Origin of the sequence: Microbispora rosea, assembly GCF_044460045.1 — a bacterium.
Taxonomy (GTDB): Bacteria; Actinomycetota; Actinomycetes; order Streptosporangiales; family Streptosporangiaceae; genus Microbispora; species Microbispora rosea.
In genome coordinates this window covers 1-12,985 of record NZ_JBITJO010000017.1, presented here as the reverse complement: position 1 = coordinate 12,985, position 12,985 = coordinate 1, and the positions used below count along the sequence as shown (strand labels likewise).

Here is a 12,985-nt window from a genome sequence, read left to right as displayed (position 1 = left end):
GTGGTGCTCCATCACGCGTGGCTCTCTGCGGAGACTTCGGCGGGATCGAAGGACCGGCCGCTGCGCGCCAGCAGGTATCCCCCGGCGAGCAGCAGCGCGCCCAGGACGAGGAAACCGATGTCCCACCAGAGCTGGTGGGGGCCGCCGTGCACATGGTGGATGGCCAGGATGTGGTGGTCCAGGACGCCTTCGACGAGGTTGAAGATCCCCCAGCCGGCCAGGATCCACCCCCACAGCACCCGCGACGTCCACACCCGGCGCCGGTGGCGGGTGACCCTGGAGTACAGGATCGCGAGGCCGATGAGCACCGCGAGCCAGCACACGGCGTGGAAGACGCCGTCCCAGACGGTGTTCATCTGCAGCCCGGAGACGGTGCGGGGGTTGTAGTACTTCAGCCCGATGCGGTCACTGTTGGTGCTGCTCAGCATGTGATGCCACTGCAGGAGCTGGTGCAGCAGAATGCCGTCGACGAACCCGCCGAGTCCCACCCCGAGCACGATGCCCGGCAGCCGCAGACTGACCGGCGTCGCACCGGCCCCGGCCTCGCCCGCGGTGGTCGCCATCGCCGTGCCTCCGTCCCCCCGCGCCGCTGTGCGGATCTCCGCCAGGGCAGGTTCCCCGGACGCGAGGGCGTAGTCACGCAGGCACGCGCGGACCCGCCGCCTGGCCTACCGACTCTTTGAACAGCACCTCACCCGGCGGTGCGGGCGGCGACGAACGCCTCGATCCCGTCGAGCACGCGCTGGAGGCCGAACTCGAAGGCATGGCCGGGATCGTAGGCCGCGTTGTACGCCTCGCCCGCCGCCGCGCCGACCCGGGCGGCGACCGGGTGACGCCCCGGGTCGAACACCTTGGCCAGGTAGGGCGCGTGCGCGTACCACCACTGCTCGTCGGTGACGCCGGTGTCCCCCGGCGCCTGCGCCGCCTCCACCGCGCCCCGCGCCGCGCCGCTCACGTAGCCGTTCAGCAGCGTGACGACCGAGTCCATCTCGATGTCGTCCAGGCCGATGCCGTCGACCGCCCGCAGCTCGTAGTCGTACTTCGCGATGAGGTTGGGGCCGAGCGGAGGCCGGGTCGCCGTCGACACCTGCAGCATCCACGGGTGCCGCCGATAGAGCGCCAGGTTCTCCCGCGCGATCAGCTCCAGCCTGCCCCGCCATCCGCCCGGCACCTCCGCGGGCGCGGGCAGCTCGCCGTACGCCGTGTCGACCATGACGTCGATCAGCTCGGCCTTGCCCGGGACGTAGGTGTACAGGGACATCGTCCCCACGCCGAGCTGCTCGGCGACCTTGCGCATGGACAGCGCGGCCAGGCCCTCGGCGTCGGCCACCTCGATGGCCGCACGCACGATCCTGTCGACCCCGATCTCCGGCCTGCCCTTGCGCCCGGTCCGCTCCCCCGTGCGCCACAGCAGGGCCAGACTCCGCGCCGGGTCTCCCTGCGAGCTGTACTCCGTCATCGCCTGCGAATTCTATGCGCACCCCGGCAAGACCACTGCCGTCCGGATGCTCACCACGCTGCCGCCCCCGGACGGCGGCACGGCCCGCGATGGCGGCTGCGACCGCGAAGCGCGCCGGCGACTCCATCGGGCCCGCTCACTCAGCCTGTCACCTCGCGGGCGAAGCTCGGTTCCGCCGCTTCCAGCCGCGGTACCGCGATGCCCAACCGGCGTGCTTCGGCCAGGGTGTCCCGGCAGACCTCACGCGGCTCCTCGGCGTCGGGGTCGGAGTGCGCTGCGAAATTCGCGCGCACCGGCTCGAAATGAGCGGTCAGCCAGGCGAGCACGGGGGCCGTCAGCCAGGTGGGCGCGCGGAACAGCATCACCCCGCCCCGGTGACGTCGCAGGTCGACGCCGCGCGCCTTGAGGAGCGGCAGAAGCTCGCGGCCGGCCAGCAGCCCCTCGCACAGGTCGCGCGTCGCCCCGGCCAGCTTGGACAGGGAACCCAGCCGCAGACCCTGCGAGAACAGACCGGCATCCGACACGAAATGGACCCATAGCCAGCCGCGGAAGTCAGGCTGCTCCTTGAGCCGGAGCCCGGCCTCGCGAAACGCCCGGCGCACGGCCCGCTCCCGGTCGGTCGGCGGCCGGTCGAGGGTGCCGAAGACGACCGACGGCAGCAGCCCCCCACGGAGCACGCCGTCCGCACCGAAACCGCCACCGGCCTGGGGAAAGCCCCAGGCGATCCGGTCGACGGGGAGTGCGCCGATCGCGGCCAGCGGCTCGGTCCAGATATTGCCGAAGACCAGCACCGTGGCCTGGCCGACACGCGGGGACAGGAAGGCCGTCGCCTCCGGGAGCCGATGGTGCGGCACGCTGAGCACGATCACGTCGAAGTCGTGGTCCGGCTCCAGCGCCTCGCGGTAGCGCACCGGCCACCTCTCGACGACGCGCTGCCCCCACACCCGGCGCCGCATATCGATCAGGTCGAGGTCCACCGCGTCTCCGTACGTCGCCGCACGGCCTGGCCGGACGTAGAACTCGACGTCGTGTCCCGCCTGTTGCAGGACCCAGCCGTAGACGGTGGCGATCACGCCTCGGCCGAACATCAGGATCTTCACGTTGCACCTCGTGGGGTACGATCGATTTGGAGGTAATCTCCACTTTGAAAATATGGAGGTCATCTCCACTTGTCAACGCGAGGTAGCCCATGACCGCCGCCAAGCCGCTGCGGGCCGACGCCCGACGCAACCGCGATGTCCTGATCGCCACGGCACGAGAGGTCTTCGACGCCGGCGACTTCTTCGACCTGCGCTTCGACGACTTCGCACGCCTGGCCGGGGTGGGCACCGGCACGCTCTACCGCCACTTCCCCACCCGGGAGGCACTGGCCGAGGCGGTCTACCACGGGGAAGTCGCCGCGCTGTGCGACCGCGCCCGCCGGCTGCAGGCCACGCTGCCCGCGGCGGAGGCTTTGGCGACCTTCCTACGCGGCATGGTCGACCACATAGACGCCCACCAGGGCCTCGCCCGGACGCTGGCCACGCTCATGGCCGCCGGCTCGGGTGCCCTCGCCGAGGGCAGCCGGGCGCTGGAGCAGGCTGTCACCGACCTGGTGGCCGCCGCCGTGAAGGACGGCGCCGTCCGCGACGACGTGGATGCCGGCGCCGTCATGATGGCGCTGCACGGCATCGGCGCGGCCCATGACCGCCCCGGTTGGCGGGCCGAGGCCGACGGTGTCATCACCCTCGTGCTGGACGGGCTGCGCCGGTCGGGCTCGGGCGACGGTCAGCGCGAGCACGAGCAGGACGGTGCCGGCATGGGCCCCCGGCGGCATCCCCTTCCGCCTCCGGCGGGCGGCCAGTAGTACCCGGGGGTTGAAGAACATCCATGTCAGATCGTGCGCTAAGGATCCGCCGGCCCTGGTGGGCGGCTGACAGAGCGTCGGCGACCGGGCCCTTCTGAAGCCGTTCCACGGATAACGGCCGCCGCGCCGGTGCGCGAAGCGGCCCCGGCATCTGTGGCAAGGGGGAAGCGGTGCGCGCCGTCGTCCAGCTCCGGCCGGGAAGGCGCTGACCGTCCGCGCGGCCGGCGATGCCTTCCTCGGCTCGCTCACCAACCCGAGCACCGCCCGCAGCTACGGCACCGCGGGCCCGGTCTTCGTCACCCACCGCCGCGCGGGTCCCGGCAGGGTACTCGCGCCGCGTGACGTGTGCCCGGACACCGGGCTGGCCCGGCTGTCGTACGGGCAGGCCCGCGCGCTGCTGGACCGTCATACAGCCGTCGGCGGCGCGGCCGGCTCCGCCCGGGCTGGAAACGGACCCTGGGGTCCGGTACTCTTACTACCGGACCCTCGGGTCCGTCTTCGGGTTGCCGTCAGCATGCAAGGAACTTCCCTATGCCCCACGTTCGTATCAGCGAAGCTCTCCGGGCTCTGGTCTTCGAGCCTGACCCAAACGAGGAGCTGCGTCAGGTCCTCGACCGGTACTACGCCCCCGACTACACCCACCGCAGCGACGGAAAAACGCTGAGCCGTGAAGAGTTCGGGGGGATGGTGGCGCGCGTGAGGAGCCAGGTCACCAACGGCGCGGGAACCGTTCTTGACGAACTGCGCGACGGCTCCACCTATGCCGAGCGCCATGTCTTCCACATCACCCTCGAGAACGGCTCCACCCAGAGCCGCGAAATCGCGATCTTCGGCACCTTCGCCGAGGACGGCCGCTTTCAGCACCTGAGCGAGACCGGTTTCGACATCGACGCGGACGAGACCCACTGATTCCCTGACAATCGGAGTAAGCATGCCCCGCCTGACCGATCCGGACCCCGCGTCGTTCCCGGCCGAGGTCCGCGAGTTCCTCACTTCCCTGCCGCCCGACCCCATGGTCAAAATGCTGTCGCATTCGGCCGGCACCGTGAAGCCCTTCGTTCAGCTTGCGAAAGCGCAGTTCACCGCCATGGAACTACCGGCCCGTTCACGTGAGCTGGTGATCCTCACCGTCGCCGAGTACACCGACAGCACGTTCGTCGCAGCTCAGCACAGCCCCATGTCGCAGTCGGCTGGGGTCGACGAGCGGACGCGGCAGCTGATCCGCGCCAGGCAAATCGACAGTCACGAGCTTTCGCCTTCCGACCGCGCCCTGCTCCGCTTCACGGTCGACGTGGTGCAGCGCCCCCATATCTCCGACGAGACATTCGAGCAGGCTTGCAAGTTCCTCACCGAACGCGAACTGGTCGAGGTACTGCAGGTAATCGGCTACTACTGGTCATTCGGCCGGATCTCAACGGTCCTAGACGTTGAAGTAACCAAGGTCTACGGCGACGAACCAATACTGAACACACCGACCGACAGCACCTCTGACTGAATCCTTTTGCGCCAGACCGTCAGGGATTCAGCCGGATGGATCACAGACCAGGTTCACCGGTGGGCACGCCCGCGGTCGCCCAACGGCATCGCGTACCTCATGCCGTCAAAGTGATCGTCCACCACTTCAAGGTAGGTTTCCCCCGAAGATGTCCCCTTCCAAGGCTTCCGAATCTGACCAGCGGACAGTCGGTACGTCGAGGCGGTCGGACGCCCGCCGTAACCACGAGCGCGTGGTAGCTGCTGCTGTCGAGATCTTTCGCGAGTACGGCACGCAGGCATCCGTTCCACAGATCGCGGCGCGTGCCCAGGTCGGGAAGGCGACGGTCTACCGAAGCTTTCCTACCAAGGAAGACCTGCTGGAGGCGATCACGGGGCTGAGCTTGGAGCGGCTTGAACAGCACACTGCCTCGGCACTGCGCGAAGCCGACCCCTACGAGGCATTCCACCTCTATGTCCTCGAACTCTTCGACGCCTTGGCGCGCGATCGTCTCCTCGCGGAGAGGCTTGCGGATGCAACTTCCCCGGCCGCCGCATCCGTCTTGGAAACCCTGGTGAGGGCGATGGAGAGGGCGCGGGCAGCCGGGAAGCTGCGTGAAGACGTCACTGAGATGGATCTGCGGGTTGTCCTGTGTGGTACGGCCCTGCAACTGGTGCGGTTGACCGAACGCGACCCTGCAACGTGGCGCCGCTACGGAGACATTGTGCTCGCAGCGCTACGGCGCTGAACTGTAGTGATGATCGATGCGCGTCATCCTTCCTGCATCGCATCAGGCGCGCGCAGGGGCCGCAGACCGGCCGAGCACGTTGATGTGGTGGCGCACGAACGGTGAGAGCCGGGCGACGTCCTCGTCGCGGACCTCGAGGCCGTCGGCGCGGAGCTGTACGACGGGGGCGTCCATGTAGCGGGTGTTGAAGAGCACGATCGCGTTGAGGACCAGGCCGAGGGCGCCGATCTGGTCCTCCATGCCGTCCTGGTAGCGCTGGTAGAGCTGCCCGGCCCGGCCGCGGGCAGCGTCCTGGAAGGCGCCGTAGCCGGGCCGTACGGTCGATGCGCCACATCTTCTGGTCCGGCAGGTCGGCGAGCTGCGGAGCGTAGGCGAACCCGGCCAGGGTCAGCAGCCCGAACACGATGTCGCTGTAGGAGGCGGTGTCGATGACGATCATCTGCGGGCGTTTGCCGCCGTCGCGGTCGTAGAGGACGTCCAGCACGTACAGGGAGTCGCGCGGGGTGCCGGCCACGACCTTCCCGCCCAGGCCCGCCGCCTGGTGGTTGATCATGTTCAGCCAGGTCGCACCGCCCCGACGGCCGAAGTACTTCGGATTTGCGCGTTGCAAAGCGCCAAACAGCCCGACGAACCCTTAGCGCACGATCTGACATGGATGTTCCTCAGCCACTTACCCTGTCTCGCCGTCGAGAAGTTCTCTGACGGTGTCCAGGTGACCGGCGTGCCTGGCGGTCTCCTCGATGGAGCTACATCCGAGTCCGCGCGTACACGTGCAGGGCGTCGCGGACGAGCGTCGCCCCCACGGCGTCGTCGTACATGCCCGCGAAGCGGGGGTCGTCGACGTACATGTCCCCCAGGCATTCCACCATCTCGATGGAGCGCTCCCGGTCGCCCTCCGCCGTGGGGGTGCCCGGGATCCCGCTCAGCCACCGGACGTGCCGGGCGGCAAGCGACTGCGCGTGTTCCGATGCCGGGGAAACCCCGGCCTTCGCCGCGGCGACCCATGCGGCGACGAGGTCCTCGGCGGCCTGCTTCCAGGCCCGCTGCTGGTCAAGGGTCTTGCCGTGCCACCAGTCGTTGCTCGCCTGGAACGCTCGCTCGCCCCAGCGTGAGATCACCTCGTCCTTGTATCCGTCGTTGAACCCCGCCAGCATGACGTCCATCTGCGGTTCCGCCCCCGACTCCAGGGCCTCCAGCGTGTGGCGCACCGACCGGATCTGCCGTTCGACGCGGTCCCGCTCCTCTTCCAGCGCGGCGATGTGGGCGCGGAGCCCGTCACAGGCGTCCACCTCGTCGGCCAGGACCTCGGCGATGCCCGGCAGGCCCATGCCGAGGCGGCGCATCAGCAGGATCCGCTGGAGCCGGGCGACCGCGGTGGGGTTGTAGTAGCGGTACCCGTTCGCGCCGACCCGGGACGGGGGCAGGAGCCCGACCCGGTCGTAGTGACGCAGCGTGCGGCTGGTGACGCCGGCCCTCGCCGCGAGCTCCTGGATCGTCCACTCCATCGTCCCAGTCTCACCCGCGGCGGAGCGTGGCTGCGATGATCTCCGAACTGCCGGCGTGCAGGGCCTGCGCCGCCGTCTGCCCGGTCGCCGCCAGGTAGGTGTCGACCAGCCGGTTGCCCGCGGCGTACCCGGCGCCCATCGGCAGTCCCACCGGCGTGAGGCCGAAGCGCTCGGCGCTGGGGTCGCCGTGCACCCAGGCGGTGAGGTTCCGCATGCCTGTCACGTCGAGCCCGGTGAGCACCTTGCCGAAGACCTCGTCGTCGTGCAGGTGCGGCACGCCGATGCGGGCGGGACCGAGCTCGTCGCCGTAGAGCTGCCGGGCGAAGGCGTCGGCCAGGCCCTCGGAGACGACGTGCTCGCCGACCGTGACGGTCATCGGGTCCCACACGACCCCGCCCGGGCCGAACCGCAGATTGTGGTGGAGTTCGTGCACGGCGGTGGCCTCCAGCCGCTCAACGTTCTCCGGGAAGGGCCACATCGTGATGGCGATGTGGCCCGAGATGCCGCCGAACCCCGTCACCCCTAGGCAGGGACCCATGAAGTGCTCGTCCCCCGGATCGCCGAGCACCAGCAGCACGGTGATGTCCGGGACCCGCAGCCCCGGCGTCGCCTCCAGCAGTACGGCGAGAGCGTGGTCGAGCGCGCGTTGCATCCGCTCCCAGGCCCCGGCCGCCGCCAGGGTTTCGAGCGCGTCGAGGCAACGCTCCTCGTCCCGGTCGACGGGAAACCCGGATGTCTCGCGGTGTACGGCCACCAGGTCGACCTCGCCGGGCTGGTAGCGGTACATGCCCCTGTTGGCCTCCAGCATCGAACGCAGCAGGTCGACGCGGTCCGCGACCGGGGCCAGCAGGATCCGCCGCATGGCGGAACAGGTGTCAAGAACGGTGATCGACATGGCCACCGATGCTAGAAGTTGACGCAGCGTCAAGGTCAAACCCGGGCGGACACGGCGCCGGCGGAGCACCGGTGGGCGGAGCCGGAGGAGACCGTCGTCGCGCACCCGCGGCGCTCTTCGCCGAGGCACGTTCCAGCAGGTCGTCGATCAACCGGCCTCCCTCGGCCGCAGACACCCCGGGCGGATGCGCTAGCGTGATCGCCATGCTGCGCCGATGGATGCTGCCGATCCTCTTCCTGGCCCTCGGGCTCGCCGCAGCGGCGCGGCAGATCGCCCAGGGGTCCCCTGTCGCCGCAGTCACACTGCTCCTGATCTTCCTGGTCGGCGCCGTCCTGCTGTCCCCCCTGATCTTCCCGAGGTCCGTCAGCGCGGCGGAGGCGCTGCGCCGCAGCGCGGCCGACGGCCGGCCCATCGTCTACTGGCGCCCCGGCTGCCGCTTCTGCATGCGGCTGCGCACCCGGCTCGGCCGCCACGTCTACCGGATGCACTGGGTCGACATCTGGAGCGATCCGGACGGCGCCGCGGCGGTGCGGGCCGCCACCGGCGGCGACGAGACGGTGCCCACCGTGGTCGTGGCGGGCGAGCCGCACGTCAATCCCGACCCTCGATGGGTGCGCGCGCAACTGCCCTGAGAACCTCAGCCGAACCTCAGCCGCGGCTGCGGACGCGGGGCGCCCCCGCCCGAGCACACCCCGGGCACGTCCCCGGGCACACCGTCGAGAACGGCGTCGGGAACGCCGTCCAGCCCGCGCAGCGTCCGCGCCGCACCCGCGACCAGCGCGGCACGCGACAGGTCCCCGCCGGCGGCGCACCACTCGGCCACCGCCTCCAGCACCATCGCGCGCACCGTCTCGTCGCCTGCCCGCCCCGACGACTCCAGCGCCGAACGCAGCGACCGCCACGCCTCCCGGCGATCGCCACACTCCGCCCGCACCCGCGCCAGCTCGACATGGACCGTGGCCAGGAACTGCCCCGGCACGCCCGCCTGCCCGTCGGCCAGCTCCAGCGCCTCCACCAGCAGGCCCTCCGCCTCACCCAGCGCCCCTCGCCGCCGCGCCACCTCCCCCGCGGCCTGCCGCACCCGCGCCGCCGCCACCAAATCCCGTGTGCGGCCCACCACCTCGCCGGCCCACGTCAGCTCCCGCTCCGCCCCCACCAGATCACCCGTACGGGCCCGCAACTGGGCCAGCCGCACCCGCAGCATCAACGGAACGGGAACCGACTCAAGCCCCCCGAGCAGCCCCGCCAGCTCTGCCGCCTCCTCCAGCAGCGCCAGCGCCTTCGCCGCGTCACCCCGGTTCTCCGCCGCCAGCGACAGCCAGTACAGCGACAGGGACAGCCCCCACCGCTCCCCCAGCGCGCGGTAGCCCGCCAGCGCCTCACGCAACCACCCCTCGGCCGCCCGCGCCCTCCCCCGGCCGTACTCGAACTCCCCGATTCCGCCCATCAGCAGCCCCGTCGCCCGCGCCCACGGGTCCTCGTGATCGCCGAACGCCCGCATCGCCGCCAGCGCCCTGCGCCAGTGGTCCACCGCCCCGCCCGAAGGCCTGACCCCCACGATCCAGGCCCACAACGCCACGGGATGACCCGACTCCTCCACCACCCGCAGCGCCTCCGGCGCCGCGTACGGCCCGTCGGACGCCAGCAGCACGCACAACGTGTGCGGCAGCTCCAGCCCGGGCGGCGCGGCCTCACCCAGCACCGGCCGGACAGCCCGCGCCCACCCCGCCGCCTCGTCGCCCCGCCCCCGCACCGTCCACGCCCACAGCCTGGCCATGAACAGCCGCAACGCCTGCCGCTCCTGCCCGGTCCGCACGGCATGGCCGAGCGCCGCGTCGAGGTTTCCCCGCTCGGCGTCCAGCATCGCCAGCAGCCCAAGCTGGTCGGCCGTACGCAAACCGGGCTCGGACTCCTCCGCGGTCTCGAGGAAGTAGCCCAGATGCCGGTCCCGCACGGCCCGCGCCTCGCCCGCCTCCTCCAGCCGCTCGGCAGCGTACGCCCGGACCGTCTCCAGCAGCCGGTAACGCACCTGCGCCGGACGCCTCTGCGCCGCCTGCGTCCTGGTCGCCCGGTCCGCGGGCCCGTCCGGCTCGGCCACGACGACCAGCGACCTGTCCACCAGACCTGCCACCGTCTCCAGGCCGGCCCCGCACACCCGCAGCGCCGCCTCCGCCGTCGCCCCGCCCGCGAACACCGACAACCGGCGTAACGCCACGCGCTCCTCCGGCGACAGCAGATCCCAGCTCCAGCCGATCACCGCCCGCAGCGTCCGATGCCGCGGCCCCGCCGTACGGCCACCGCGCAGCGCCAGCCGTTCCCCCACCGCCTCCGCGAGCTGCCGCACCGTGAACGACCGCAGCCGGGCCGCCGCCAGCTCGATCGCGAGGGGCAGGCCGTCCAGCTCCCGGCACACCGCGACCACATCGGCCACCACGGAGTCGTCCACCACGAACCCCGGCCGCGCCGCCGACGCCCGCTCAGCGAACAACGCCACTGCCGGGAACTCCAGCGCTCGCGCCGCGTCCACTCCGTCGCCGGGCAACGCCAGCGGCCGCACCGGGTGGAGATGCTCGCCGGAAACGTCCAGCGGCTCCCGGCTGGTCGCCAGGATCCGCAGCCCCGGCACCCCCGCCAGCAACCCCTCCGCCACCGCCGCCGCACCGGCCACCACGTGCTCGCAGTTGTCGAGCACGAGCACGAGCTCCCGGCCCGCCAGCCCCTGCACCAGCGCGTCGAGCGACGACACGGCCGGCCGCGCGGCGACGTCCCCGTCCGGCTCGGGCCCGCCCGAAGGTACGGTCGCCCGGACGGCGGCCACCACCCCCGCCGAATCCCCGGTGGAGGCCAGCTCGACCAGCCACACACCCGAAGCGGCGGCGAGCCCGCCCGCGACCTCCACCGCCAGCCTGGTCTTGCCCGCGCCGCCCGGTCCGGTCAGCGTGACCAGCCGCGCGGCCGACAGCAGGCTCCGCACCCGTGCCACGTCCTCCTGCCGCCCCACCAGGCTCGACACCGGCGCCGGCACGTTCCCCCGTACGACCCGCACGGCTCTCGCCTGAGGCGCTTCGCGCAGCGCCTCCAGATGCGCCGCGCGCAGCTCCGGCCCGGGATCGACGCCCAGCTCGTCCGCCAGCCGCCGCCTGACGCGTTCGAACGCCTCCAGCGCGTCCCCGCGCCGCCCCGCCGCGCGCAGCGCCCGCATCAGCAGGGCGTGGAACGGCTCACGCAGCGGATGCGCGGCGACGATCTCCTCCAGCTCCGCCACCAGCGCTCCGGCCGCCGCCGCGTCCGCCAGGGCGAGGTCGGCCCCCACCCGGGCCTCCAGCGTGGAAAGACGCAGCTCCTCCAGGCGCGCCGCCGCCACCATTGCGAACGGCAGGTCCGCCGCGTCGGCGAGCGCCGCACCCCGCCAGAGCGACAGGGCGGACCGCAGCAACGCCGCGGCACGCTCGGGATCGCGCTCGGCCCGGCCCGCACGCACCAGGCGTTCGAACTCGACCGCGTCGACCTCCTGCGGCGGGACGTCGAGCAGGTAACCTGCCGGATGCGACACCACCACACCCTGCAGACCCTCGTGCAGCCCCTCGCGCGGTCCCTCCCGCAGCTCACGCCGGAGCCGCGACACCAGGGAGTGCAGCGCCGCCACCGGGTTGGCGGGCGGCTCCTCCCACAGGTCCGCGGCGAGGCTGTCGGAGGTGACCACTCTGCCGGGTTCCAGAGCGAGCCGGACCAGCAGCACCCGCAGGCGCGTACCCCTGATGTGGCCGTCGGCCACCTGTAACGGCCCGAGAATCCCGATTCGCATGATTCCCTCATTGTCGTCGAGGGTTCTGGCGGGCGGCGGAATGATCTCGCAACAGCCCACCGCCTTTACAATGTAGATTCATAGTAGGATCGATGCGATGAACATCCCCGCCGTCCCCGAGCGGAACACCCCCGCACGGCCCGAGCGCGACCCCTACCGGGTGTATCTCGACGCGCTGCAGAGCCCCGAGTCCAAGCGCACGATGAAGGGCTGCCTCGACCGCATCGCCCGCCTCATCACCGGCGACCCGGAGGCGACCGGCGCAGGCCAGCCCTGGGAACTGCTCCGCTACGAGCACACGATCCGGCTGCGGACGCTCATGCGGGAGCAGGGCTGGTCGCCCTCCCACGTCAACAAGCACCTGGTCGCCCTGCGCCGGGTGTTGAAGGAGGCGTGGCGGCTCGGCCTGATGAGCGGCGAGGACTACCAGCGGGCCGCCGACCTGCCCGCCTACAAGCACACCCGGGTCCCGGCGGGACGACACGTCGAGGCCGAGGCGCTGGCGGCCGCGCTCGAGGTGTGCGACGGCGACCACTCCCCCGCCGGCCGCCGCGACGGCGCGATGCTGGCGGCGCTCTACTCCACCGGCTGCCGCCGCGCCGAGATCGCCGGGCTCGCCCTGGCCGACTTCGATCCCCACGCGCGCTCCCTGCGGGTGCGCGGCAAGGGCGACAAGGAACGGCTGGTCTACCTCACCGCGGAGGCCGTCGAGCGCCTCGACCTCTGGCTCGCCGTACGCGGACGGGCGACGGGCCCCCTGTTCTGCCCGATCAACAAGGGCGGGCGGCTGCGGCTGGCCCACATGACCGGCCAGGCCATCGCCGACATCGTCTCCCGGCGCCTGGCCGCCGCCGGGGCCTCTCCCCGTACGCCGCACGACTTCCGGCGCACGTTCATCGGCGAACTGCTCGACGCCGGGGTCGACCTCGCCACCGCCCAGGCCCTGGTGGGCCACGCCTCCCCCGCCACCACCGCACGCTACGACCGGCGGCCCGAGCGGCGCCGCCGCGAGGCCGTCGACCGGCTCCGCGTCCCCGGCGCCGCCCGCTGACCGGGCCCGCCGTTCCTCAGACCTCGTCGACGGTCATCGCGCCCTCGTGGGGACGCCGGGACAGGTCGATGCCGAGCTCCTCGGCCGCGCGGAAGACGTCCTCGTCAGTGTCCCTCATCTCGATCGACATGCCGTCGCTGGAGAGGACCTCGACGTTCAGACAGAGCGACTGCATCTCCTTGATGAGGACCTTGAAGGACTC

At 71.7% G+C, this 12,985-nt stretch carries 14 protein-coding genes and 2 pseudogenes; 6 read left to right on the top strand and 10 right to left on the bottom strand.

Annotated elements, in window-relative coordinates; all coding sequences use genetic code 11:
- Nucleotides 1–11: 11 nt before the first annotated feature.
- From ACIBK1_RS38880 to ACIBK1_RS38870, 3 genes are all read right to left on the bottom strand, one after another.
- Nucleotides 12–563: a DUF2243 domain-containing protein gene (locus ACIBK1_RS38880; RefSeq protein ID WP_030511260.1), complete on the bottom strand. Its 552-nt coding sequence runs from the start codon at nucleotides 561–563 to the stop codon at nucleotides 12–14.
- A gap of 128 nt (nucleotides 564–691) precedes the next feature.
- Nucleotides 692–1,459 (bottom strand): TetR/AcrR family transcriptional regulator, encoded by a 768-nt coding sequence (locus tag ACIBK1_RS38875; RefSeq protein WP_030511261.1) that lies wholly within the window; start codon nucleotides 1,457–1,459, stop codon nucleotides 692–694.
- Nucleotides 1,460–1,599: 140 nt separating this feature from the next.
- Nucleotides 1,600–2,559, bottom strand: coding sequence for a ketopantoate reductase family protein (locus tag ACIBK1_RS38870; protein ID WP_396740634.1), 960 nt, complete (start codon nucleotides 2,557–2,559; stop codon nucleotides 1,600–1,602).
- Nucleotides 2,560–2,648: 89 nt separating this feature from the next.
- Between ACIBK1_RS38870 and ACIBK1_RS38865 the strand changes: the two genes are divergently transcribed.
- From ACIBK1_RS38865 to ACIBK1_RS38850, 4 genes are all read left to right on the top strand, one after another.
- Nucleotides 2,649–3,305 (top strand): TetR/AcrR family transcriptional regulator, encoded by a 657-nt coding sequence (locus tag ACIBK1_RS38865; RefSeq protein WP_396740632.1) that lies wholly within the window; start codon nucleotides 2,649–2,651, stop codon nucleotides 3,303–3,305.
- A 531-nt stretch (nucleotides 3,306–3,836) separates the two neighbouring features.
- Entirely contained in the window at nucleotides 3,837–4,214 is a 378-nt protein-coding gene (locus ACIBK1_RS38860) for a hypothetical protein (RefSeq protein WP_396740630.1), read from the top strand.
- 22 nt (nucleotides 4,215–4,236) lie between these two features.
- Nucleotides 4,237–4,800 (top strand): carboxymuconolactone decarboxylase family protein, encoded by a 564-nt coding sequence (locus ACIBK1_RS38855; RefSeq protein ID WP_030511265.1) that lies wholly within the window; start codon nucleotides 4,237–4,239, stop codon nucleotides 4,798–4,800.
- A 232-nt stretch (nucleotides 4,801–5,032) separates the two neighbouring features.
- Entirely contained in the window at nucleotides 5,033–5,527 is a 495-nt protein-coding gene (locus ACIBK1_RS38850) for a TetR/AcrR family transcriptional regulator (RefSeq protein ID WP_396740627.1), read from the top strand.
- Between the two features lie 42 nt (nucleotides 5,528–5,569).
- On the opposite strand, the gene ACIBK1_RS38845 is transcribed toward ACIBK1_RS38850, so the two are convergent.
- The 5 genes and pseudogenes from ACIBK1_RS38845 to ACIBK1_RS38825 all read right to left on the bottom strand — a co-directional run bounded on the left by ACIBK1_RS38845 (nucleotide 5,570) and on the right by ACIBK1_RS38825 (nucleotide 7,927).
- Nucleotides 5,570–5,767 carry a Tn3 family transposase gene (locus ACIBK1_RS38845; RefSeq protein WP_197042865.1) on the bottom strand — a complete coding sequence of 66 codons (198 nt, stop codon included), beginning with the start codon at nucleotides 5,765–5,767 and terminating at the stop codon, nucleotides 5,570–5,572.
- 115 nt (nucleotides 5,768–5,882) lie between these two features.
- Nucleotides 5,883–6,080, bottom strand: a pseudogene (locus ACIBK1_RS38840) (Tn3 family transposase); the annotation flags it as partial.
- Nucleotides 6,081–6,197: 117 nt separating this feature from the next.
- Nucleotides 6,198–6,302: pseudogene (locus ACIBK1_RS38835) on the bottom strand (mycothiol transferase); the annotation flags it as partial.
- The gene (locus tag ACIBK1_RS38830; protein ID WP_396740625.1) at nucleotides 6,274–7,032 is read right to left on the bottom strand and encodes a MerR family transcriptional regulator; all 759 of its coding nucleotides are present in this window, start codon (nucleotides 7,030–7,032) and stop codon (nucleotides 6,274–6,276) included. The pseudogene ACIBK1_RS38835 and the gene ACIBK1_RS38830, both read right to left, overlap by 29 nt.
- Before the next feature lie 10 nt (nucleotides 7,033–7,042).
- Nucleotides 7,043–7,927: a DUF2268 domain-containing protein gene (locus ACIBK1_RS38825; RefSeq protein ID WP_396740623.1), complete on the bottom strand. Its 885-nt coding sequence runs from the start codon at nucleotides 7,925–7,927 to the stop codon at nucleotides 7,043–7,045.
- Nucleotides 7,928–8,130: 203 nt separating this feature from the next.
- Between ACIBK1_RS38825 and ACIBK1_RS38820 the strand changes: the two genes are divergently transcribed.
- Complete coding sequence (locus ACIBK1_RS38820; protein WP_396740621.1) at nucleotides 8,131–8,559, top strand: glutaredoxin domain-containing protein; 429 nt, start codon at nucleotides 8,131–8,133, stop codon at nucleotides 8,557–8,559.
- 5 nt (nucleotides 8,560–8,564) lie between these two features.
- Here ACIBK1_RS38820 and ACIBK1_RS38815 read toward each other — a convergent pair whose 3' ends face one another.
- Nucleotides 8,565–11,732 carry a BTAD domain-containing putative transcriptional regulator gene (locus ACIBK1_RS38815; RefSeq protein ID WP_396740619.1) on the bottom strand — a complete coding sequence of 1,056 codons (3,168 nt, stop codon included), beginning with the start codon at nucleotides 11,730–11,732 and terminating at the stop codon, nucleotides 8,565–8,567.
- A gap of 97 nt (nucleotides 11,733–11,829) precedes the next feature.
- On the opposite strand from ACIBK1_RS38815, the gene ACIBK1_RS38810 reads away from it, so the two are divergent.
- Nucleotides 11,830–12,783 carry a tyrosine-type recombinase/integrase gene (locus tag ACIBK1_RS38810; RefSeq protein WP_396740617.1) on the top strand — a complete coding sequence of 318 codons (954 nt, stop codon included), beginning with the start codon at nucleotides 11,830–11,832 and terminating at the stop codon, nucleotides 12,781–12,783.
- Between the two features lie 16 nt (nucleotides 12,784–12,799).
- On the opposite strand, the gene ACIBK1_RS38805 is transcribed toward ACIBK1_RS38810, so the two are convergent.
- Nucleotides 12,800–12,985 (bottom strand): hypothetical protein (locus ACIBK1_RS38805; RefSeq protein WP_396740615.1); only part of this gene is annotated, 186 nt, incomplete at its 5' end.

What these genes read in the sequence shown, in the direction of transcription:
- ACIBK1_RS38865 (WP_396740632.1), top strand. Translation starts at nt 2,649, where the DNA reads ATGACCGCCGCCAAGCCGCTGCGGGCCGACGCCCGACGCAACCGCGAT.
- ACIBK1_RS38825 (WP_396740623.1), bottom strand. Translation starts at nt 7,927, where the DNA reads ATGTCGATCACCGTTCTTGACACCTGTTCCGCCATGCGGCGGATCCTG.
- ACIBK1_RS38880 (WP_030511260.1), bottom strand. Translation starts at nt 563, where the DNA reads ATGGCGACCACCGCGGGCGAGGCCGGGGCCGGTGCGACGCCGGTCAGT.
- ACIBK1_RS38830 (WP_396740625.1), bottom strand. Translation starts at nt 7,032, where the DNA reads ATGGAGTGGACGATCCAGGAGCTCGCGGCGAGGGCCGGCGTCACCAGC.
- ACIBK1_RS38815 (WP_396740619.1), bottom strand. Translation starts at nt 11,732, where the DNA reads ATGCGAATCGGGATTCTCGGGCCGTTACAGGTGGCCGACGGCCACATC.
- ACIBK1_RS38845 (WP_197042865.1), bottom strand. Translation starts at nt 5,767, where the DNA reads ATGGAGGACCAGATCGGCGCCCTCGGCCTGGTCCTCAACGCGATCGTG.
- ACIBK1_RS38855 (WP_030511265.1), top strand. Translation starts at nt 4,237, where the DNA reads ATGCCCCGCCTGACCGATCCGGACCCCGCGTCGTTCCCGGCCGAGGTC.
- ACIBK1_RS38875 (WP_030511261.1), bottom strand. Translation starts at nt 1,459, where the DNA reads ATGACGGAGTACAGCTCGCAGGGAGACCCGGCGCGGAGTCTGGCCCTG.
- ACIBK1_RS38820 (WP_396740621.1), top strand. Translation starts at nt 8,131, where the DNA reads ATGCTGCGCCGATGGATGCTGCCGATCCTCTTCCTGGCCCTCGGGCTC.
- ACIBK1_RS38860 (WP_396740630.1), top strand. Translation starts at nt 3,837, where the DNA reads ATGCCCCACGTTCGTATCAGCGAAGCTCTCCGGGCTCTGGTCTTCGAG.
- ACIBK1_RS38810 (WP_396740617.1), top strand. Translation starts at nt 11,830, where the DNA reads ATGAACATCCCCGCCGTCCCCGAGCGGAACACCCCCGCACGGCCCGAG.